Source organism: Paenibacillus sp. FSL H3-0321, assembly GCF_038002865.1.
In the GTDB taxonomy this organism is placed as follows: Bacteria; Bacillota; Bacilli; order Paenibacillales; family Paenibacillaceae; genus Paenibacillus_AQ.
In genome coordinates, this window is sequence record NZ_JBBODH010000001.1 from 6663084 (window position 1) to 6686023 (window position 22940).

A 22940-nucleotide genomic window follows, 5' to 3' on the forward strand; every position below is an offset into this window, starting at 1 on the left:
CGAAATTCCCTTAAAAGGAGTCCTGGCCATGCCGACACATCCGTATGTCTCCCGTTTTTTTGTAAATTCCGATGCACGCCGTGAGAAGCTGATTTACGATCTGCCGGAATCCTGGTGGAGCCGCCCTTATGAATACGAGTGGTGTACAAACTTTATTTCACCCCATGATGTGGTGCTGGATGCCGCTTGCGGCATTTCCCATCCGCTGAAGTTCTATCTCGCCGGATTCAGCGACGAGGTTTATGCCTGTGATCTTGATGCCCGCATCCTGTCAAAGGAAGCGATCCTCCAGAACATTGCCGAAGATATCGGAGCCGAAGCGGCGCGGCAGGCGGGGGCGAGACGGACAACAAGTCTTCATCTGGCCCAGGCCGATCTCACCAAGCTGCCGTATGCCGATGAGAGCTTTGATACGATTTTTTGCATCTCGGTACTGGAGCATCTGTCGCTGGAGGATTCTGTGCGTGCGGTGCAGGAGTTCCACAGAACGCTGAACGGAGAGGGCCTGCTGGTACTGACCTTTGATTATCCTACAGTCAATCTGCCGCTGATGAACGACGTGCTGCTGCAGTCCGGATTCCAGTATTGGGGGGAGACGGATTTCAATCTTCCTGAGGATGCTGTGCGAACGGATTTGTGGGGCGGACTGAATTGTTTCAGAGCTGTGCTCAAAAAAGCGCAAAACTAGCAGGACTTTATACCCTTCTTTTAAGAATCTGCTTTCAGTATAGTAGAACAATATCTTATAAAAAGGGGCTAGAGTATTGAAAAGATTGGCAATCATTACAGTTATTTTGTGCCTGCTTGTTCCCTCGTCTGCTGTATTTAGCAAAGGAGCAGGGGGGCAGGAGAACATCACACTTGCTTTTGCCGGAGATATTCTGCTGGACGGTTTTGTAGGTGAGCAGATTGCAAAATACGGGGTTCATTTTCCATTCACCAAAGTGGCACCGGTCCTGCAGAAAGCGGATCTTGCGTTTGCGAATCTGGAGACGCCGGTATCGGTTAGAGGGAAGGCGGCCGAGAAGAACTTTGCCTTCCGCTCCAAGCCGGAAACACTGGGTGGACTCACCTATGCGGGAATTGACGGCGTGACCGTGGCCAACAACCATATCCTGGATTACGGGCAGAACGCCATGCTGGATACGTTGGTGCATCTGGACCGGCACAAGATCGGCCATACAGGTGCAGGCAACAATATTGAGGAAGCCTTCAAACCGTATATTAAGACTGTCAAAGGCAAACGGATAGCTGTGCTGGGCACAAGCCGCGTGTTATCCGGCACCTCCTGGTATGCCGGGAAAAACAATCCCGGAGCTGCTTCAGCCTACACTGCGGAGCCGCTGATGGGTGCGATTAAGAAGTCGGCTAAGGACAACGATTATACCATTGTGTATATCCATTGGAACCAGGAGTTCAAGGACTATCCCGAGGACTACGCCCGGACGCTGGCGAAGCAAATGATCGACTGCGGTGCGGATATTATCCTTGGCGCGCACAGCCACAACCTGATGGGGATCGAATATTACAAGCATAAGCCGATCTACTATTCGCTGGGCAATTTTGTGTTCAACCGTTCTACGCGCGGCGGAGAGAAGACCCTGCATTCGATGCTGGTCAACTTTACAATCAGCGATAGCGGCGTAACCGGCAAAATTACGCCGGTTAAGATTATCGGCGGACAGCCGAATTTTATGGGCAATGCCTATAATCAGGAGACCATCAAGCGAATGAACAAGCTGTCGTTCAATGCTGTCATAGCGGCAGACGGTACAGTTACAGAGGATCTTTGACCTCAATAATATAAAGAGCATGTGATCGAGCCTAATGGCTAATCACATGCTCTTTTTTTGTCATATGAAGTTTAACACTGTATTGAAATCAGCCCTTCACTGCCCCGGCGACAACGCCTTTAACAATATACTTCTGCAGGAAGATGAATACGACGATGGACGGCAGTACAGCCATTACCATGGCCGTCATCGCATATTGCCAGTCCGAAGTGTATTGGCCCACGAATGTATAAGCTGCAAGTGTAAGTGTCTTCGTATCCGGCGAGCCGTTGACCATAAGCAGCGGAAGCAGGAAGTCATTCCAGATCCACATGACGTCGATGATGACGATGGTCGTCGTTACCGATTTCAGCAGCGGGAAGATTACACTGAAGAACAGGCGGAAGCCGGAAGCCCCGTCGATCGTGGCGCTTTCATCGATTTCCAGCGGAATGCCTTTGACGAAGCCGTGATAGATAAATACAGCCAGCGGAGCTCCGAAGCCCCAATACAGCAGACCCAGTCCCCAAGTGCTTTCGGACAGGTTCAGGTTCTTGGCAGTCTGCAGTACGGTCAGCATGATCGACTGGAACGGAATGAGCATCGGCATGATGCAGAGGAAGTAGATCACTCCGCTCCATCTGGATTTTGTCCGTGCAAGCTTATAAGCCGCAATGGACGAAATGAACACGATTCCCAGCAGGCCGACGCCGGTAATAATGAAATTGTTCAGGAACAATCTTGGATAATTGATGAACTCCCACACATAGGAGTAGTTGCTGAAGGTCAACTTCTTCGGCAGGGCAATAACGTCAGTCATGACCTCACTGAAGCTTTTCAGAGAGTTGATTACGGTCAGGAACAGCGGATACAAGAACAAAAGAGATAGGAGGACCAGAACAACTTCCAGAATGATCTTGCCCGCTTTGCTGTTGTTTGTTTTCATTATGCCTCAACCTCTCTTCTCTTGAAGAACGTAAGCTGGATGATCGTCACGACAAGCACAGCCAGGAAGAGGATGAGCGCTTTTGCCGTACCATATCCGTACAGATTGTTCTGGAAGGTATCCCGGTAAATATCATAAGCGATACTGTAGGTAGTTCCGCCAGGGCCGCCGCCGGTCAGCGACAGGATAACGTCGAACACCTTGATCGAGTTGGTCAGGGCCATAAATACCGAAATGGTGATGGATGGAGCAAGCAGCGGCAGGGTGATGCTGAAGAATCTTCTCAGCGGTCCGGCACCGTCCACGGTGGCTGCTTCCTTCAGGTCTTCAGGTACAGATTGCAGACCGGCAATATAGATGACGAGATAGAAGCCGACCGATTGCCATATGGAGACTCCTAAGATCGAGATAAAGGCCAGTCCCGGCGTCCCTAGCCAGCTTAGGCCGAATATGCCCCAGCCTGTACTTTCTCCGAGGGAGTTGAAGCCTTGCATGAAGATGAATTTCCAGATGAAGCCGACGATAACAAGACTGAGGATATAAGGGATAAAGAAAGCCGCTCTCAGCCAGGAAGTCGTCTTCAGCTTCATGTCCAGAAGCACGGCCAGCAGGATGGCCAGCACGTTAACAAGTATGATGTAGAGCACCGCATATTTGATGGTGAACCACGCCGAATCGGAGAAGTTGGTATCTCCGGTGAAGATCTGCTTGAAGTTATCCAGTCCGACAAATTTGGGGTGTTTGGATATCCCGTTCCATTTGGTCATCGAATAACGGATGGTCATGGCAAAAGGAATGTAGAATGCTACAGCGATACAGATCAGAACAGGAAGCGTGAAAATTCCGAATTCTATTTTCTCACGCCATTTTCTGCCGAGTGTTTTTAACATGGAAGCACCTCTTCTTGTATTTATAGGGTGGGAGTAATGTGCCTGGCTTGCCACACATAACCATTCCGGTTAGTCTATATTGTGTATTATAGAGCAGACCCCTATACTCAAAAATGGATTTAAGAGTACAGTTAGGGGTAAAAAGGTGAACTGAAAAGAACACCAAAAAGATGCTGAAGCTGGAGAAAAGGGTCCTGGCATTTTATGGAGGCCACCATTTCCGGTATTGAACCCTGCAAGCAAAGGAGGCCGCCGCACATCATTAGATCAATTCTGCATAAGCTGTTTGAGCCTTTACTGGAGCGGATTTCACGCCGTCTGGCGAATAAGCTGATTCTGCTGTTCACGACCATTATTATCCTGGTGGTTACCTCGCTGACGTTCATTTCCTATGGAATGCTGCGCAAGGAATCAGTGAACAGCAGAATAACGAGCACAAGCAACAACTTGCTGCTGGTCGGCCGTAATCTGGAGAGTTACCTTGACGGGATCGAGCAGCTGTCCCTGCCGCAAATCTCCTATGATGAGATTACTTACGCCATCATGCACGAATCGGAAGATTATGCTTCCAAGATGTATGTGGAGGATTACCTGAAGAACCTCTATTTTTCACGCAATGACCTGGAGGCCATAACCCTCTACGTGATCAAAGAGCAGAAGTATTATTATGTCACCAAAGAGAACTATAATATTACAATCCGGGTCGCCCAGCACCCCCCGATTGAGAATCTCACCTGGTATAAGCGTGCGCTGGCAAGCCCGTTTAACCGTTCTTATCAATCCTTTGTGCAGGACACTTCGGAACAGGATGACTATCCTATTAATAAAGACAAAAGCTTCATGGGCTACCACAGGCTGCTCCGTTCAATCGCGTCCAGAGAACCGCAGGCGGTATTGTCCTTGTACTTCAACTCCAGCGTCACCGATGAGATCATGAAGGACATTCCGTTCAACAGCGGAGAGCATTTGATGTATGTCAGCCCGGATAATGAGGCGTTTGTGGTGGATGACCGTGAATTTTATGCCAAAAGTGAAGCGGCAGGCCTGCTGGACCAGCTGACCCCAGCCCAAGGCGGACGACTTACGTGGTCGGCTGATGAACAAAAATATCTGGTGATCTATGACATTAATAAAAAAGAGGGCTGGAAGCTGATCAAGCCGATTCCCTACAAAGAAATTTATGAAGCGGCGACAACGACACGTAAATTAAACTACTTCATTGGCCTGCTGTTTCTGATCGTCTCGGTGATCCTTGTCAGCTTCATCTCCAACAGGATCACAAATCCGCTGAAAAATCTGTCGCTGCAAATGAAGCGGTTCAGTACCGGCAGCTTTGATGCCGAGGCACAGGTGGAGGGCAACGATGAGATCGCGTATCTGTCGCGCCATTTCAATAAGATGGTGGAGAAAACCAATGAACTGATCAATGAACGTTATAAAATGAAAATCGTCGAGAAAAACGCGGTGCTCAAAGCGCTGGAGGCGGAGATTAACCCGCATTTCTTATACAATGCCCTTCAGGCGATTTCTACGAAGGCATTGAAGAACAACAATGACGATATCGTTGAGATGGTTGATAATCTGGCTTTGACGTTGCGTTACTGCATCAGCGGACGTGATGTTGTTGCGGCCAGGGAAGAGCTGAGGCATATTGAACGCTATTTGGCGCTGCAGAAGGCCCGTTTCGGGAGCCGGATGCAGATCGTCTACGATTGGGACGAGACCTTGCTGGAGCTGAGTATTCCCAAGCTGTCCATTCAGACGCTGGTGGAGAACTGCATTAAGCATGCGCTGGAGAGGGTATCCTCTACAGTCACGATCAGGATTGTGGCGCGGATTACTCCAACCTACAATGTGATTTCTGTACTGGATGACGGGCCTGGCATTAGCGGGGAACGGCTTGCGGAAGTGCTGAGCTCGCTGCAGATCCAGTGGGAGGAATTTGGAGGAGACCTGTCCGATGACGGAAATGAAAGCATCGGGCTGAAAAATTTGAATACACGGCTGAAGCTCTTATATGGAGAAGAAGCGGGGTTGGCGATCAGCAGTAATGAGCACGGAACGGCAATGGAAATGCAATTACCGCAGGGAGGTCTGGGACAACATGTATAAAGTACTGATCATAGATGATGAAGAGCCGCTGCGCGAAGCCATAAACATTCTGGGGGACTGGAAGGGACTAGGGGTAGATCAGGTGCTGGAGGCTACAGACGGCAACGTTGGACTGGCCATGCTGCGGCAGCACAAAATAGATATCGCGCTTGTCGATATGAAGATGCCGGAGCTGAATGGCAGCCAGCTGCTGCAAATCGCCGAGCATGAATTTCCGGATCTGCTGCTGATTGTTATCAGTGGCTACAATGATTTCGAATATACCCGGCAGGCCATCCGTTCCAAGGTTGTCGACTATTTGCTGAAGCCGGTTAACCGGACTGATCTGAACAGTGCGCTGCACAAGGCCGTCGACCTGCTGGAGGCGAAACGCAAGAAAGAAAGCGAATTTATCAGCCAGAACATCACGCTGAACATGTCCATTCCGAAGCTGAAGGAGAAAATGTATCTGTCGATTATCGAGCGCAGCTTCAAGAACCAGTCCAATGAAGCCTTTTTGCCGCTGATCGGTGCAGATACACCCGGCCATTTTTTTGCTGTCGGGATTGTCCGGCTGCTCAATCTGGAGCAGGTCCGCAAGGGTAGATTTCATGAGGACCGGGATCTGATGCATTTTGCCGTAACGAATGTCATTAATGAGAACAGCGGCGGGGATTTTGAAGCGTTCAGCTTCGTCAGCCCCCGGGCAGAGCGTGAATTTATCGCTATCTTTACCATGAAGGGCGGTTACGGGCAGGATGCGGCCTTTCTGTCCCTGCATCATATGAAAAAGGCTGCTTCGACTTTGAAGGAGTTGTTCGGAATTGCCTGTGCAGGAGGCATTGGAGAGCCTTATAGCGATTGTATGGATATCGCACAGTCGTATGACACCGCCACAGCGTCGCTGGACGCCATTGATCTGCTGAATCTAAAGAGCGGCATTGTTGCTGCCGGTGCAGGTACTAAACTACCAGTTAAGGACAGCCCTTCTCTGACTGGCCGGATGCCGCTTATCCGCAATGTTTTGGAGAGCGGAAATGTGAATCATGCCAAAAGCATCCTCGGCGAATTCACCGGACAATGGCAGTCTTCCGGGCATTTCAGCCTCGGTGCGGCTGACCGGACGATTCAAGAGTTCATTATTCTGCTGAACGATATCGCCAAGGAACTGAATGCGGTTCCTGAACGGCTGCGCGGCGGCAAAGACAAGGGATTGCGCGGGCTGGGGATCGCCGGTGATTTTGCCTCCTTTGAGCAGTTTGAAGGCGTGCTGAATCATATTCTGGATGTCTATGCCGGTGAAATCGGCAGATCCCTTGCCGGTAACCGTGGCAATGTACTGGAAAATATTAAAGCATACATTGATAACCACTATTTCGAGAATATTAAAATATCGATGTTCACGGATAAATATTTCCTGAGCAGAGAATACTTGATGAAGCTGTTCAAGGCCCAATACAGTTACGGCATTCATGAGTATGTACAAAAGGTAAGAATGGACAAGGCCAAGGACCTGCTGTCTGATCCTGCCCTCAAAATCCAGGATATCTCCGAGATGCTGGGCTATAAGGACAAAAACTATTTCAGCAAGGCGTTCCGCAATTATTACGACTGTTCACCTTCTGAATTCAGGCTCCTGCTGCCCGGGGTAGAAAAGTGAAACGGTTACATTAGCCCACTTTTTTACCCTTATAAGTTCACTTATGTACATTCTTATCCTTTTTCTTTTTATTTAGAATAGCAACAAGACCACACAAGATGCATAAGAAAGAGGGGGCAACATCATGTTAAAACGATTTATGGGACTATCTGCAAGTCTGCTGCTCGTCGGCGGTCTGCTGGCCGGTTGCGGCGGGAACAACAATAATGCCGCTACTAATAATACGGCTGGTACAAATGGGACGGATAATGCTGCCACAACTGATTCTTCCAAGCCCGTAACGATTAATATGTTTACCGCATCTCCGGAGTACACCGAGGCGTTCAATGCCTACATCGCAGAATACAAAAAGGTAAAACCGAACGTTACCATCAACCTGGAAATTATGCAGGCTGACTACAATACGGTACTTAAATCGAAAATTGCTGCCGGCAGCACTCCTGACGTGTTCCAGACGACAGCCGGTGGAGATATTGATACCTTTGCTGAATACAGTGCCGATCTTACGAATGAGCCGCTTGCGGCAGCGATGACCGATGCGGTCCGCTCCAATATGAGCTCTACCGACGGCAAGGTGCTGGGACTTCCAGTGAAAGGCAACCTGTTCGTACTGATGTATAACAAAAAACTGCTGTCTGATGCCGGAATCACAGAAATTCCAAAGACAACCGCCCAGCTGGATGATGCGATCACCAAGCTGGAGGCAAAAGGCATTACACCGTTCGCCAATGCCTACAAAGAGTGGTGGGTATGGAAGCACATCTTCCAACACTTTGTGGATGCGGCTGCAATCGATGCGGGAACAGACGCTAAAACGCTTGTAGCAGATTTCATCGCCGGCAAGACGACCATCAAGGATCACCCGCTGCTGTACAATAACTTCTTTAATTACATTGACACTACAGTTAAGCACGGTACGGACAAGCCGCTGGAGCGCGACAGCAATGCTCAAGTCAGCGACTTCGCTCTTGGCAAAACCGCATTCATGAACGGTAAAGGCGCATGGGATGAAGAAGCCATTAAGAAAATTACACCAGACTTTGACCTTGGCATCGCCGGCTACCCTGTCAGCGACAAACCGGAACAGTCCCAGATTATTACTGGTGCTGACCAGGCGCTGCGCATCAACAAGGATTCTGCTGTAGTTAAGGAAACTATTGAGTTCTTCAACTGGCTGTATACTTCCGAGTACGGCAAAAACTGGTTCTCCACCGTGGCTAAGGTAATCCCGCCAATCAAGGATGCCCCAATGCCTGACCTGCAAATGCCTAAGGAAATGGAAGAAATCCTGAAGACGGAGAAATCCGGCGACCTGTCGGTCAACTACTCCCTGGATACCTTCCACCAGAAATTTGGTGAACTGATGCAGGCTTACATCGGCGGCAGCAAAACTAAGGATCAAGCGGTCAACGAAATTCAGAAAGCCTGGATCCAATTCGGATCGGCTCAATAAAACATTTCGATGTGGGACGGTCTCGAAGGTAAGATTCATTTACCGGGGGGGCCGTCCCTTTTTTGTTGGCGGGAGGCGGTGAATGCCGTAACTGCGGTGAATGTTTGGATTTCCGGCCGCTTCCGCTCCTCCAATTCCAAAATTCCCCTCCGTTACTCTTTCACCGCTGGGAGTTTATTTTGTAGTTGTAGAGCGCGAACAGTTACGAATACAAAAACAGACCTTATAATCAGGAGAGACACCAACATATGGCAGGAGGCTAAATTAAATATGGACAGCAAGATCATTGAAATCGCCGAAAATGGACTTTATCTTACGATTGAAATTACAGCGGAGCAGGATGTCCGGCTGCTGCACTTCGGAGCGTCACCTTTGGAAGCCGGGGCTATCGCCGACAAGAATAAACCGGGCTTCCGGCTGCTGGAGCTGCAATTGTCGGGTGAAGACCGCGCCGAATATCACGGGCGCACCCACCGGGCCTCCTATCCGGGGCTCCGGATGGTATATGCCGGGCACAGCGACACGGGGAATGCGCTGGGACGCAAGCTGGAGCTAACCTTGACCGATCACATTACGGGAATTCAGGCGGTACAGCATTTTCAGTTCTATAAGGGCGTGCAGATTGTACGCAGCTGGACAGTGCTGAAGAATGCCGGGGAAGCAGAGGCGGCCGTGGAATACATCTCCTCATTTGCTCTTACAGGTGTAGACAAGGAGGGAAGCGGAGACCGCAACGACAAGATCGAGGTAACCCTCGCGCATAGCGGGTGGCAGAGTGAGCTGCAGTGGCGGACCTACCGGCTGCCTGAGCTGGGGATGTCCCATCTGGCCGACCGCGGCTCGAAACGGATTGCCGCAAGCAATACAGGCTCCTGGTCAGCGGCAGAATTGCTTCCCATGGCTGTGCTGCACAACAAGGAGAGCGGGACAAGCCTGTTCTGGCAGATTGAGCATAACGGCTCCTGGCATTGGGAGCTGACGGATCAGTATGATCAGCTTACACTGCTGGCCAGCGGGCCTACAGAGCATGACAATCACTGGTGGCTGAAGCTGGCCCCGGGTGAGGAGTTCACCTCGGTGCCTGTAGCTGTGGGTGCTGTACAGGGAGGATTCCAGGGAGCAGCGGAACAGCTTACGGCGTACCGCCGGATGATCCGCAGACCCAATGAGGATAATGAGCTGCTGCGGATTATTTTTAACGACTATATGAACTGCCTGTGGGGAAGCCCGACGACGGAGAAGCTGCTGCCCTTAATCGACGCCGCCGCCGATGTCGGCTGTGAATATTTCTGCATCGATGCCGGATGGTATGCGCCTGGAGAGTGGTGGGATGGCGTAGGGCAGTGGGAGCCTTCCAGTGAGCGGTTCCCGGAAGGGATTAAATATGTGCTGGACTATATCCGCAGCAAAGGAATGATTCCCGGGCTATGGCTGGAGCTGGAGGTTATAGGCATCAACAGTCCGAAGCTGGCGGAGACCGATGGCAGCTGGTTTTTCATGCGGCATGGCAAACGGGTTAAGGACCGCAGCCGCTACCAGCTCGATTACCGCAGCCCGAAAGTGATTGAACATGCTAACGGTGTTATTGCCCGTCTGGTTGAGCAGTACGGCGTAGGATACATTAAGATGGATTACAACATCAATGCAGGCATTGGAACAGAGACAGATGCGGACAGCTTCGGCGATGGGCTGCTGCAGCATAACCGTGCCTATCTGGCGTGGCTGGACAGCATCTTTGTGCGTTATCCAAATCTTGTGATTGAGAACTGTTCCAGCGGCGGCATGCGTATGGATTATGCGATGCTCAGCCGGCACAGTATCCAGTCGACCAGCGACCAGGAGGATTATGTACAGTACGCGGCCATAGCCGCAGGCTCGCCGGCGGCACTGACACCGGAGCAGTCCGCGGTCTGGTCGTATCCGCTGCGTGAGGGCGATGATGAGGAAGTCATCTTCAATATGGTCAATGCGCTGCTGCTGCGTGTGCACCAGAGCGGACATTTGGCGGAGCTAGAGCCCCGCCGCAGAAAACTGGTGAAGGAAGCTTTGGATTATTACAAAACCATCCGCAGTGATATCCCGCATGCCACGCCTTTCTGGCCGCTCGGCTTGCCGGATAGCGGGGGCGAATGGGTTAGCCTCGGGCTGCGGCGCGGGGAACGCAGGTACGTCGCGGTATGGCGGATTGCCGGAGAAGCCGAGAATGTCCAATTGCCGATAGAAGAGCTGAAGGGGCTTGAACCAGCCATCGCCTGTGCCTATCCGCAGCAGCATGACTTGGCCTGGAATTGGGATAAATCAGCAGGAGTACTGACGGTGGCCCTCCCACCGGGAAAAACAGCGAGATTGTTTGAGATTACTTCGTAAAGTTCGTAAAGCTTGCAGCCAGGGCCGGCTCCCCCTCAACCTGATTCTTGGGGAGCGGGTGCTGGTTCTTTTTTTGTACATATTGAGGAAAGTCTAAAATACAAATTCCGGAAGCCGATATACTAAATGGATGCTTCGGAAAAAAAGAATAAAGGAGTTGGTTTAATTTGTTGAATGTAGCTCCACTCAGCAGCCTTAATCGTGCGGGGGCAACAATAGCAAGCCAGAAAAGTCAGAATTCAGGGATTTCTTTTCAAGATGCATTATCGACAACGAATTCGGAAGCAGTTTTGACGGAATTGGAAAATAAATTCGGCATTAAGATCAATGTGCAAGCTATACCCAAGACCGAAGAAGCAGTAAAGAGTGTGTATTCCCATAGTGTTGGCAAAGGAAATGTTACGATCGCTCCCAATATACTGATTCAGTCGGCAACAGATCCACAATTGCAAAAAAAAGTAGAAGATATCATACAGGACCATTTTGCGTCCAGCGCTAATGATAAACCGGGTGATGCCAGCGGGGTAATTATACATCCGGATGGAACAGCTACGTTTTGGGTTATTGGTGATTATTTGACACCTGCCGAGCGGGAAAAGATTCAGAAAGAAGTAGAGGCAGACCAAAAGAAGAAGGCCGAGCAGTTGGACTTGTTGAGTAAATTAAACAGCAGCACGCTCCTCTCACAATTCGGGTCATTTACAGAGACCTCCAGTAGCAATGAAGAAGCAAATAGCGTGTATATAAATAGTGTGCGTCAAGCCAGTCTGGATTCAATGCTGCGGAAAAAGGATCTGTTTTAATTAATTGATTAATAACTTCTTGGAACATGATAACCGCCTAGGTCAACGCGTTTGCGACCATTTAGGCGGTTTTTGCTATGCCATTTGAATCTTCATTCTATTGCTTACAATTAATAAATTTTAATTTAACATTTTTCCATAAAAAACTGTCAATGGTAGCCGTTTTCGGCTATTATAATGTATAAACTTCGAATATTTTGTCGAATCGACTCTAGATTATAACGAATAATTTGTCGATAAATATCAAAAGTTGTAGAAATAAAATTGACAGGAAAGAAATAGCACTTTAAAATGCAGATATAGCGTAATCATTACTACTATTTAGAAGCTATGATAGCTTTTAACACAAATGATTATATAAAGTGTTTATATCAAGGGAGGATGCATAATGATGAAAGCAACAGGTATTGTAAGAAAAGTAGATGAACTGGGACGTATCGTGATTCCGATTGAGCTTCGCAGAACAATGGGAATTGACATAAAAGACCCACTGGAGATCTTTGTTGATGGTGAAAAAATCATTCTCAGAAAATATGAGCCTACCTGCATTTTCTCTGGAAGTGCGGAAAACCTGATTAACTTCAAAGGTAAAATGGTAAGCAAAGATGTTCTTGATGAATTGATTTCAAGTTTTGACCATATCTAATTTCTTTTCCTAACCTTACAGATTCCAATGACAGCGGGGGACCGGTGGCAGACACGTTACAGTGTCCGCCACTGGTCCCCTTTTGTTAATCTCGACTCCATAGACAATTCACACTGCTTTCCTATATCATAAAGGAATGTAACCTAGAGCTGCATGTGCAGAGCAGAGATCACTCGCAAAACAATTTGGAAAGGATGAGTCACCTGATGCTAAAGAAACCGGAAGCAATTGTATTTGATATGGATGGAACGTTGTTCCAGACGGAAACCCTGTTATTGCCTGCTTACCATAAAATGTTCGATATCCTGCGGGAAGAAGGGCTGCATACCGGGCCGACTCCGCCGGAGGAACTTATTCTGGGCAGTCTTGGCATGCTGCTGGAGCAAATTTGGAAGAATGTAATGCCGGATGCCGATGAAGCTGTACACCGCCGGGCGGATGAACTGCTGCTGCAGATGGAGGTTGAGGGATTGGAAGCAGGCGGCACCTTGCTCTATCCAATGGTTAAGGAGACCCTTGCCGCACTTCATGAACGTGGAGTCAAGCTGTTCGTGGCCAGCAACGGGTTGGAGGATTACATCCACAGCATCGTTGTTGTGCATGAGCTGAAGGATTTGTTCGAGGGCTTGTACAGCGCTGGTGGACAAGGCACTGCGACCAAAACCGAGCTGCTGCGCATTCTGCTGGACAATCACGGGATCAGCAGCGCATGGATGGTTGGGGACCGTTCCTCCGATGTGCAGGCCGGCAAAGGAAACGGACAGACCGTAATCGGCTGTGCCTATGCAGGCTTCGGACGTCAGGATGAGCTGAAGGGCTCAGACGTTATTATTACTTCCTTCGATGAATTAATCGGATTGTACGACCGGGCTGAGTAACGGATAGAAGCGGGATGCTCCATTCCTGGTACATCTGCAGTTCAAGCCTGCCTACAAACACCCCTTGCTCCGCGGTGCTGCGGACAAGGGGCGTTATTTTTCTACTCTGGAAAAGATTAAGTATTTCGGCGGTTTGCCGGACAAAACGCCTGGAAAAATAGGTTGATAACCTATCTATTTTGTGATTTAATGCAGTAGTACTGTTAAATCTTTTGGATCGGACCGGAACGCACTAACCTGCGTTTTTTTACTGTCCTGTAACCCGTCGGGTGCGGCGTGAATATATTAATTGGTACTGAGGTGAGTCTGTTTGGTTAGATTGTCTGTGGTCGTACCGGTTTATAATGAAGAAGGCAATATCCGGGAGCTTCACCAGAGCATAACGGATGCGGTGCAAGAAAAGATGGACAGCTATGAAATTGTGCTAGTCGACGATGGCAGCAAGGACCGGACCGCCTTGATTCTGGATGAGATTGCACGGTCTGACAAGTCGGTGAAGGTCATTCATTTCGAGAAACATTGCGGGCAGACGGCTGCTGTCTGGGCGGGCATAAGGCAGTCCAGGGGAGAACTGGTCGCACTCATGGACGCCGATCTGCAAAGCGACCCGCGCGATATATTCAGGCTGATGCCCTTTATCGGCAGAGTGGATTTTGTGAACGGCAAACGGGAGAACCGGAAGGTTACTTTTTTGAAAAGGATATCCTCATGGATCGGCGACGGAGTAAGGAATTGGCTTACAGGCGAAAGGATCCAGGATTCTGTATCTCCCTTAAAACTTATGAGGCGGGAAGTGGCGGACAGCTTCTTTTTATACAATGGCATGCACCGTTTTTTGCCTACACTGGCCAAAATGAACGGATTTACAGTCATCGAGGTTACAGTAACGCATCAAGAGCGAAAACACGGACATTCCAAATATGGTGTGCTCAGTCCGGCAATTACAGGATTCGTAGACGCTGTTGTCATCGGTTGGCTGAAAAAAAGGGTCATCCGGTACCGCATCAGATCTATGCCTAATCCGGATTAACGAGAAGCTTTCTGAAATCGGGAGGAGGTGCGGCGGCTGGCCAAGTTTTTAAAGAAAGGGATAGAGTCATTATGAACAAATTCAATATTAAAAATAAATTATACAAGCCTATAGTATTATTCAGCTTAGTTTTGCTTATAAAGAGTGCAGTTGCCTGGTTTGTCGTCTTTAACGACGGTCCCAACTGGAGTATGGTGTTAACGGAAATCCCCTTTTTCATTATTGTGTTCAGTCTGATTGAATGGCTGGCCTCGAAGCGGAAGATATTGTACTACATGATCGCCAATCTGCTGATTACGGTTATTTATTTTTCCGTTCTGATGTATTACAAGTATTACGGTGTGATCGCTACATATCATGCTTTGCAGCAAGCGGATAAAGTCATTAAGGTAGGAGAGAGCACGTATTCTCTGATCGCCCCCTATTACCTGTTTATTTTTGTGGATATTATTTTCTTCCTCTTCTTTATGTTCCGTCCCAAATATATTGCCAAATGGAAGGAACGAGGTTTGAAGCGCATGAACCGGGCAGTTCTGCTGGTCATCACGGCCGTTTCCATCGGACTCTGCTTCTTTAGCATCTGGCCTAATCATGCGAGCATGAATGAGATTAAAAAAGCAGAGAGTATGGGGATTCTCAATTACGAACTGTATACCCTGTTTGCGGATACCACCGAGGACGAGGAGCTTATTGACAGCAAGGAGATTACCCAGCAGGCGGTCAATGAGGTGAAAGGAATCCAGGAGCCGGTAACAGCGCAATTTTATGGGGCTGATAAAGGCAAAAACCTTATTGTAGTGCAAATGGAGTCGTTCCAGAGCTTCCTGCTCGGACTGACCATTGACGGCCAGGAGATCACTCCCAATCTTAATACGCTGGTACAAGAAAACACGTATTTCAATAATTTTTATACGAATGCGGGCCAAGGGACAACTTCGGATGCGGAGTTTGTGGTGAACACCTCTTTCTACGTTCCCAAGAATGAGCCGGCTACCTCTTCGGCGTATATGGAGAAATCTGTACCGAGTTTGCCGAAGCTGCTAGCCTCGAATGGCTATGACACGGCAACCTTCCACACCAATAGTGTGGATTTCTGGAACCGCAAGGAGTTATACAAAGCGGTAGGCTTTGACACCTATTATGACCAGGCCTTTTTTGGCGACGATGACCATATTGCCTTTGGCGCATCGGATGAAGTACTGTTTGCCAAAACAGTGCCGCAGCTTTCCCAGATGGATGCCGGGGATAAGCCGTTTTATGCGATGGTGATTTCGATGACTGCCCATCATCCCTACCATATGCCGGAAGATAAATATAAGATGGAGTTGCCGGAGCGCTTCGAGGGAACGCTGCTAGGCAATTATATTCGCGCCCAGAATTACGCGGATTATGCGATGGGGCAATTCCTTGAGGAACTGAAGACAAGCGGCCTGTGGGATGACAGCCTTGTCGTCTTCTATGGCGATCACCAGGGACTGCCGATGTACACGCTTGGCAGCGATGAGAAGGAACTGATCAATGGACTGGTCGGCCATGAATATGGCTACACCGATATGTTCAACATTCCGTTCATCGTCCATTCGCCGAGTGCTAAACTGCCTGCGGTAATGGATCACACAGGCGGCCAAGTCGACATCTTGCCGACGGTGGCCAATCTGCTGGGAGTATCGGTTCAGAATCAGCTGCATTTTGGTGAAGATCTGTTTAATCAGCAGACCAACCTGCTGCCGGTCAGACATTTCCTGCCGACAGGCTCCTTCATTAACGACAAGAGCATTTATGTAACAGGAGATGCCTACGCGGACGGTACCAACTACAGTCAGCTGGATAACTCCAGTCTTGAGGGCGGATCTACAGAAGCGCAATTTGATGCTGTACAGCGTCTGTTGCATCTGTCCAACAGCTATATTTTACAGCTGCCGGACCTGGAACAATAATCAAAAGCACAAAGTATAGGTTGTCAACCTACGCTTTGTGCTTTTTTTGTACACTCTAGTAGCCATCCGGCTGATCCTGTATTTGTTCAAAGTAGGCATGTACCCTGTTCAGGAGATCAATTAAAGTTTCACTTTGCTCCTGGCCCAAATAATCGACCATGCCTTTAAACATCTCCCGGATCTTGGCGACGGCTTTATCTGCGAGCAGCTCGCCTTTTTCCGTCAATACAATGCTGCTGATTCTCCGGTCCTGTGAGTCGCTGGTGCGCACAACAAAACCTTGTGACAGCAGGCTGTTCACCATCTGCGTAATCGTAGGGGAAGTTACCTTAAGCAGCTTGCTGATCTCGGAGACAGTCAGTACCTGCTTGTCCGCTTTTGTATTGCGGAGCCTGATCGTGATCAGCACCCGTATTTCACTGGGCTTTAGCCCAAACATCGTTAGCTTCTGCCAATTCATCTTGGAGAATTGCTGAAAAGCCCCCAATAATTCATCCACATGTTCATATCTGTCTTCTTTCACTAATACACCTCATAAGCTTATTTACCTATTATTATAGCCCAGATTTAATCACTTTAGGAGTCAATAAATATACTCAGAATTTATAGCAAGGTTCGACAATTTCCGTATAAATGATTTGCTATAATGCCTTTAAGAAACGAGAGGTGTTTTTAGATTGAGCTATATTAAATGGATTCTGAAGATCGCGCCTATACTTTTCATTGGGAAATCAAGAAAATTATCAGAAGATAGGAAGATGTTATTAATGAAAAAGTTCATATTCTTTATAGTATTTTGTATGTGCATCTTGTTTTATCCCAGTACAACTACTGCGATGAAATATACCTATCTAAAAACAGGACAGTTAGGTCTTATCAGCATTTCTGAAGGTAAATATATGAATTTTCAGTACGACAACAATGGAAATATGATTGGGAGGAAAAGCTTAACCTGCAAAACTTCTGAGTTCAAATTAATCAATGTAAATAGTAATAAAGCTTTGGATGTTTTTGCAGGGAACACAAGCAACGGTACGAAAATACAGATTGAGGAAGACAATGGGACTGATGCGCAGCGCTGGCTGATTTGTAATGCACCAAATGAAACCTATAAATTAATCAATGTGAATAGTGGAAAAGCGCTTGATATTACGGGAGGAAAAACGGCTGAGGGTACATCAGTTCAACTTTGGGATGATAATGGAACCGAGGCTCAAGCATGGCGTATGGTGGATAACCGTGATAGCTCCTATACACTTTTAAATGTATACAGTAATAAAGTGCTTGATGTAGCAGACGGGAGCGTGAGCAACGGATCAGCTGTTCGGATATGGACAGCTAATGGAACATCGGCACAGAAGTGGAGACTGGTCAAGGCAATTTCTAACGGAGCTGAATTCAAAGTGTTGAATTATGGAAATCAAAAAGCGTTAGATGTTACTGGAGGAAACACTGCTGATGGCACCCCGGTACAAATTTGGACAGATAATAGTACTGCCTCTCAACGATGGCAAGTGTTCGATACAGGAGGCAACAAGTATAAACTGATTAATGTAAACAGTGGGAAGGCGCTTGAAGTGTCCGGGGGAGGCACAAACAATGGATCAGCTGTACAGGTATGGACAGATAATGGAACGGCTTCTCAACATTGGACAATAAATGAGAATGAAGATGGTTCTGAAGAATGTAAACAGCAACAAGGTGCTGGACATACCCGGAGGAAGCAATGCGGATGGAACACGCTTGCAGATATACACAGACAACGGAACATCCTCTCAAAAATGGAAGCTAGTAAAATGAAAAGCAATAGTCTTAACTTAGCCCGTTATTCCTTATTTTAATCACCTGCAACCAATCATAGAATCTTGGAGGAACTTTCTTGAAAAAATCAACAATAGTGACCATGTTTGTAAGTGTGCTTTTAACTCTTTTTAGCTTTAATGCTCAGACTTCAGCGGCTGGGAGACCGGAGGGGATCGATTCCAATTATCTGATTGTAGATATGAATGGTACGCCACAGCGGCAGAAGATCAGCATTTACAATTACAATCAACTAGAGACAGAGATTCTTGCGGATAACTCAATGATCCGGTATAGCTATGATGCAAATGGAAATCTTCTTAAGCGAAATAAGGTTACACCTGCAGAACCGTACCTCTTCAGCACTTCAGCAGTCTCTTATGATATCTATCTTAAAGGGGTTCCTGACAGTGTTCAAAATGTACATTTTCCAACATGGACGGAAGACAAAGGGCAAGATGATATCGAATGGATAGCTGGTGTGAAAGTTGCCCCAAACCTCTGGAAAGGTAAGGTTATCCTGTCGAAACACGGGGGGCAAAGAGGTGCGTACAATACACATATCTACGCAGACAATCAGTTAGTGAAAGGTCTTAATATTAACATCCAAGATACTACAAAAATCATCTCTCCTCAAACAGTGTCATTAACTGACGGATATTACGAAGTTTATGTGGAAGGAGTCGCACGAACAATTAAAGAAGTACGGTTTCCCACATGGACAGAGTATAAAGGTCAAGATGACATTAAGGATCCATGGATCATCGGAGAAAAGGTAAACGATACGACATGGAAAATTCGCATACCCTTTAGCGAATATAATTTCGAAACAGGAAACTATTCAACACACCTTTATTTTTTTGATCAATCTGGTAACATGCTTGGAGTCGGAGGAACGTCAGTTGCTGTTAAGGGAGGTATAGGTGTATCCGGACCGAAAACAGCCAATATCTCGGCGGATTCATACGATGTTTTGATATACGGACTAGACCCTAATGTGAAACGTGTTCAGTTCCCTACCTGGACTTCTAATAAAGATCAGGATGACATTGAGTGGATTGAAGGTGTAAAGGTTGCTCCTAGAGTCTGGAAAGCCACGGTAGTCTTTCAAAGGCATAACTCTGAGGTGGGAAGCTATATCACGCATATCTATGCTGATAATAAATATGCCGGAGTCTGGACGTGCAATGTTAATCGTTAACAGATGCCCGATCTAATGTAGAATAGTTAACCTGCTTGTGTAAATAATGTAATGTTAACCACATGTGAGTCACATACTCCATGTGGTTTTTTTTATGAGATAGCATTAAATAAATTTACACAGAATTTTATAACAAAGTTCGACAATTTCTGGATAAATGATTTGCTATAATAAATCGATTCTAGGAATTGCAATCTAATATTTTTATCAATAAATAACAGGATTTTGGAGGGACGTTCTTGAAAAAATCAATGATAGTGACCCTGCTAGCCAGTGTCTTTTTAACTTTTTTTATCTTTAATTCTCAGACTTCAGCGGCTGCGGTATTAGAAGGTGTTGATTCCAATTATATAATCAAAGATATGAACGGCACGTCACAGCGGCAGAAGATCAACATTTACAATCAGAGTCGGCTTGAGATGGAGATTCTTCCCGATAATTCAATGATTCAGTATACCTATGATGCGAATGGAAACCTTCTTAAGCGCAGTAAGGCCACACCCGCAGAACCGTATATCTTCAGCACTTCGGTAGTCTCCTATGATATTTATCTGAAAGGGGTTCCTGACAGTGTTAAAACCGTACGTTTTCCGACATGGACGGAATACAATCAGCAAGATGATCTCGAATGGATTGATGGTGTGAAGGTTGCTCCAAATCTCTGGAGAGGTACGGTCGTTCTGTCCAAACATGGGATGGAAACTGGTGCATATGCAACACATGTTTATGCGGATAACAAAGTTGTAGCGGGTGTAACGACTCAAGTTAAGAATACTCAAACCGTCAGAGCTCCTCAAACGGTCGGATTAGATGCTGAATACTATGAGGTGGTTATAGAAGGCGTGTCCAGAACCATACAAGAAGTGAAATTCCCGACATGGACAGAAAAGAATGACCAGGATGATATTGAGCGGCCCTATGTGATCGGTGAGCGGATTGGCAATACAACGTGGAAGATACGGATACCCTTCAGTAAGCACAATTATGAAGCAGGTAACTATTTCACACATATCTATGCCCATGACAAGTATGGCAATTCAAACTATATCGGAGGAACGTCAGTTGCTGTTAAGGGAGGTGTAGGTGTATCAGGACCGAAAACAGCCAATATCTCGGCCGGTTCATACGATGTTTTGATATACGGACTAGACCCTAATATAAAACGTGTTCAGTTCCCTACATGGACTTCTAATAAAGAGCAGGATGATCTTGAGTGGATTGAAGGTGTGAAGGTTGCCCCTGGAGTCTGGAAAGCCACGGTATTCTTTCAAAGACATAACTCTGAGGTGGGAAGCTATATCACGCATATCTATGCTGATAATAAATATGCCGGGGCTTTAGTTTGTAATGTTAACAGGTAGCTGAGGTACAAATAGCAGAGATAACGAATGCCAAGTAGTAATTAGAACGGAGTTGGAAAAGTGGAGAGGATGATTAGAGCAAGAATGCAAACCAATAAAATTACTAGCTATGTACTGCCATTTTTAATGATTATTGTTGTATTCAGCCTTCTTCAGAACAAGGCTTTTGCTGCAGATAACGTAGTGGCTCCTAAAGAATCATTTGAAAGTGGTACTTTTAATGGAACCAGCTATCTCCCTGTGAATGGGACAATTACCAGTGATGCACAAAAGATAGTTAGTGGAAAGTATTCCGCCTATTTGAGTTCTCAAGCATCAGAGGAGTGGAAGGAATTTTCCTATACAGATCAAAGCAAAATTAAGTTTGAAAAAAACACAACCTACTCGGTGACTTTTTCCTACAAATCATTGGATATGCAGCCGCTGGATGCGAACCGTTTTTTTTATTTCCTTGCTCGCAGTACTGACAACCTGGAAGACAAGCAGTTTACAACCTGGAATGATGCAAGTGGGGGAAACGGCATAAAAACGATGACGTTCACAACCGGAAATAAAGCTAACTATTACTTAATTTGGGGAATCCACGCAGGGGGTGCCCTTTCTGTTGATGATATAACAATCGTGAAGAAAATTTCCGCACAGAGCGAATCATTTGAAAAGGGTTCATTTGATCAGACTAATTTCCTTGCCGGATCTGGTGTTATTACGAGTGACCCAGCAAAAATAGTTAATGGTCAATATTCAGCTTACCTCTCTTCATTAAACTCAGAGGATTGGAAAGCATTTTCCTATACGGATACTAACAAAGTGAAGTTTGAAAAAAATACGACCTACAAAGTTACATTTTCCTATAAAACTATCGATATGGTGCCAACCGGAAGTGATCGCCGTTTTTATTTTTTAGCCAGAAGTACGGATAATACAGATGATAAAGGCTGGACGGCCTGGAGCGACGCAAGTGGGAATAAGGGAAGAAAGTCGATAACATTCACAACGGGAAACAAAGAGAATTACTATTTGATCTGGGGAATATTTAAAGGCGGCGCCCTGTCCATTGACGATATAGAAATCACAAAAGTGAATGAATCCTTTGAGAGTGGTTCGTTTACCAATACTAATTTCAATGCTGGCTCTGGAGTCATTACTAATGAATCGTCCAAAGTGGTTACTGGACAATATTCAGCTTACCTTAAATCACTGGCGACCGAACCAACAAAGGAATTTGTAAATACAGATCTTAATAAGTATAAATTCGAACCTAATACGACTTATTCAGTAACTTTCTCCTATAAATCAGCTGACATGGATTCTTCGAACGCCAACCGGTATTTCTATTTCCTGGCCCGAAGTTCAGACAAGCTAGAAGAGAAAGGAATGACTACTTGGCAGAACCCTAGTGGCAGTAAGGGCAGCAAAACCGTTACGTTCACGACAGGGAGCAAGGATAATTACTTTCTGGTTTGGGGCATCTGTCAAGGTGGTGCTCTTTCGCTGGATGATATAGAAATCTCTAAAGTAAGCGAATCTTTTGAAGGTGGCTCGTATAGCGGGACTGGCTTTTCACCCGTATCCGGAATGATTACCAATGAATCCTCAAAAACCGTCAGCGGTTCATATTCTGCCTATTTAAGCTCCACAGCTTCCCAGCAGTGGGCGAATTTCGCAAGTACAGATTTGGATCAAGTGAAGTTTCAGAGCAATACGACTTATTCAGTGACCTTTTCTTATAAATCTATTGATATGGATTCAACCAATGCCAACCGCTATTTTTACTTCTCAGCACGTGGGCTAGATGATATTGAAACCAAAGGCTGGACTACATGGAATAGTGCCTCGGGAACAAAAGGAGTAGAAACGGTCAGCTTTACTACCGGGAATCAAGAAAACTACTATTTGTTCTGGGGAATTTATGGTGGAGGCGCTCTCTCCATTGATGACATTATTATTAAGCAAGCGACAACTTATCTATACGATGATAATGGAAGGCTGGTGCAGATCAAACAACCCAACAATAAGATTATTTACTATAACTATGACTCGAATGGCAATCTGAAGGGGACTCGAACGGAATAGTGCTACTATGCGCTGAAAGTAATTTACGAAAG

18 protein-coding genes are annotated in these 22940 nt (G+C 46.7%); 15 read left to right on the top strand and 3 right to left on the bottom strand.

Going from position 1 to position 22940, the window contains the following annotated elements; genetic code table 11:
- Positions 1–28 precede the first annotated feature (28 nt).
- Both MHI45_RS29310 and MHI45_RS29315 read left to right on the top strand, forming a co-directional pair.
- Positions 29–688, top strand: coding sequence for a class I SAM-dependent methyltransferase (locus MHI45_RS29310; protein ID WP_340899519.1), 660 nt, complete (start codon positions 29–31; stop codon positions 686–688).
- Positions 689–764: 76 nt separating this feature from the next.
- Complete coding sequence (locus tag MHI45_RS29315) at positions 765–1793, top strand: CapA family protein (protein ID WP_340899517.1); 1029 nt, start codon at positions 765–767, stop codon at positions 1791–1793.
- Positions 1794–1881: 88 nt separating this feature from the next.
- Here MHI45_RS29315 and MHI45_RS29320 read toward each other — a convergent pair whose 3' ends face one another.
- Positions 1882–2718: a carbohydrate ABC transporter permease gene (locus tag MHI45_RS29320; RefSeq protein WP_038588763.1), complete on the bottom strand. Its 837-nt coding sequence runs from the start codon at positions 2716–2718 to the stop codon at positions 1882–1884.
- Positions 2718–3608, bottom strand: a complete 891-nt coding sequence (locus MHI45_RS29325; protein ID WP_038588766.1) for a carbohydrate ABC transporter permease — start codon at positions 3606–3608, stop codon at positions 2718–2720. The genes MHI45_RS29320 and MHI45_RS29325 overlap by 1 nt, the downstream gene beginning before the upstream one ends.
- Positions 3609–3812: 204 nt before the next feature.
- Here MHI45_RS29325 and MHI45_RS29330 point away from each other — a divergent pair, with 204 nt between their 5' ends.
- The 9 genes from MHI45_RS29330 (at position 3813) to MHI45_RS29370 (ending at position 16473) form a co-directional block, all read left to right on the top strand.
- Positions 3813–5720 carry a sensor histidine kinase gene (locus MHI45_RS29330; protein ID WP_340899515.1) on the top strand — a complete coding sequence of 636 codons (1908 nt, stop codon included), beginning with the start codon at positions 3813–3815 and terminating at the stop codon, positions 5718–5720.
- Positions 5713–7359: a response regulator transcription factor gene (locus tag MHI45_RS29335; RefSeq protein WP_340899514.1), complete on the top strand. Its 1647-nt coding sequence runs from the start codon at positions 5713–5715 to the stop codon at positions 7357–7359. Before MHI45_RS29330 ends, MHI45_RS29335 begins: the two co-directional genes overlap by 8 nt.
- 124 nt (positions 7360–7483) lie before the next feature.
- The gene (locus tag MHI45_RS29340) at positions 7484–8812 is read left to right on the top strand and encodes a sugar ABC transporter substrate-binding protein (protein WP_340899513.1); all 1329 of its coding nucleotides are present in this window, start codon (positions 7484–7486) and stop codon (positions 8810–8812) included.
- Between the two features lie 270 nt (positions 8813–9082).
- The gene (locus MHI45_RS29345) at positions 9083–11179 is read left to right on the top strand and encodes a glycoside hydrolase family 36 protein (protein ID WP_340899512.1); all 2097 of its coding nucleotides are present in this window, start codon (positions 9083–9085) and stop codon (positions 11177–11179) included.
- A gap of 167 nt (positions 11180–11346) precedes the next feature.
- The gene (locus tag MHI45_RS29350) at positions 11347–11982 is read left to right on the top strand and encodes a DUF6033 family protein (protein WP_340899511.1); all 636 of its coding nucleotides are present in this window, start codon (positions 11347–11349) and stop codon (positions 11980–11982) included.
- Between the two features lie 388 nt (positions 11983–12370).
- Complete coding sequence (locus MHI45_RS29355; RefSeq protein ID WP_038588784.1) at positions 12371–12628, top strand: AbrB/MazE/SpoVT family DNA-binding domain-containing protein; 258 nt, start codon at positions 12371–12373, stop codon at positions 12626–12628.
- Between the two features lie 206 nt (positions 12629–12834).
- Complete coding sequence (locus MHI45_RS29360; RefSeq protein ID WP_439823196.1) at positions 12835–13506, top strand: HAD family hydrolase; 672 nt, start codon at positions 12835–12837, stop codon at positions 13504–13506.
- 310 nt (positions 13507–13816) lie between these two features.
- On the top strand, positions 13817–14536 hold the full coding sequence (locus tag MHI45_RS29365) for a glycosyltransferase family 2 protein (protein ID WP_340899509.1): 720 nt from the start codon (positions 13817–13819) through the stop codon (positions 14534–14536).
- 71 nt (positions 14537–14607) lie between these two features.
- On the top strand, positions 14608–16473 hold the full coding sequence (locus MHI45_RS29370; protein ID WP_340899508.1) for an LTA synthase family protein: 1866 nt from the start codon (positions 14608–14610) through the stop codon (positions 16471–16473).
- A gap of 55 nt (positions 16474–16528) precedes the next feature.
- On the opposite strand, the gene MHI45_RS29375 is transcribed toward MHI45_RS29370, so the two are convergent.
- A complete protein-coding gene (locus MHI45_RS29375; RefSeq protein ID WP_076114293.1) occupies positions 16529–16996 on the bottom strand; it encodes a MarR family winged helix-turn-helix transcriptional regulator in 468 nt (155 codons plus the stop codon).
- Between the two features lie 154 nt (positions 16997–17150).
- Here MHI45_RS29375 and MHI45_RS29380 point away from each other — a divergent pair, with 154 nt between their 5' ends.
- The 4 genes from MHI45_RS29380 (at position 17151) to MHI45_RS29395 (ending at position 22908) form a co-directional block, all read left to right on the top strand.
- Entirely contained in the window at positions 17151–18314 is a 1164-nt protein-coding gene (locus tag MHI45_RS29380; protein WP_340899506.1) for an RICIN domain-containing protein, read from the top strand.
- A 38-nt stretch (positions 18315–18352) separates the two neighbouring features.
- The gene (locus tag MHI45_RS29385) at positions 18353–19474 is read left to right on the top strand and encodes a GBS Bsp-like repeat-containing protein (RefSeq protein ID WP_076110692.1); all 1122 of its coding nucleotides are present in this window, start codon (positions 18353–18355) and stop codon (positions 19472–19474) included.
- Between the two features lie 239 nt (positions 19475–19713).
- A complete protein-coding gene (locus tag MHI45_RS29390; protein WP_340899502.1) occupies positions 19714–20835 on the top strand; it encodes a GBS Bsp-like repeat-containing protein in 1122 nt (373 codons plus the stop codon).
- Positions 20836–20919: 84 nt separating this feature from the next.
- The gene (locus MHI45_RS29395; protein ID WP_341118442.1) at positions 20920–22908 is read left to right on the top strand and encodes an RHS repeat domain-containing protein; all 1989 of its coding nucleotides are present in this window, start codon (positions 20920–20922) and stop codon (positions 22906–22908) included.
- Positions 22909–22940 lie beyond the last annotated feature (32 nt).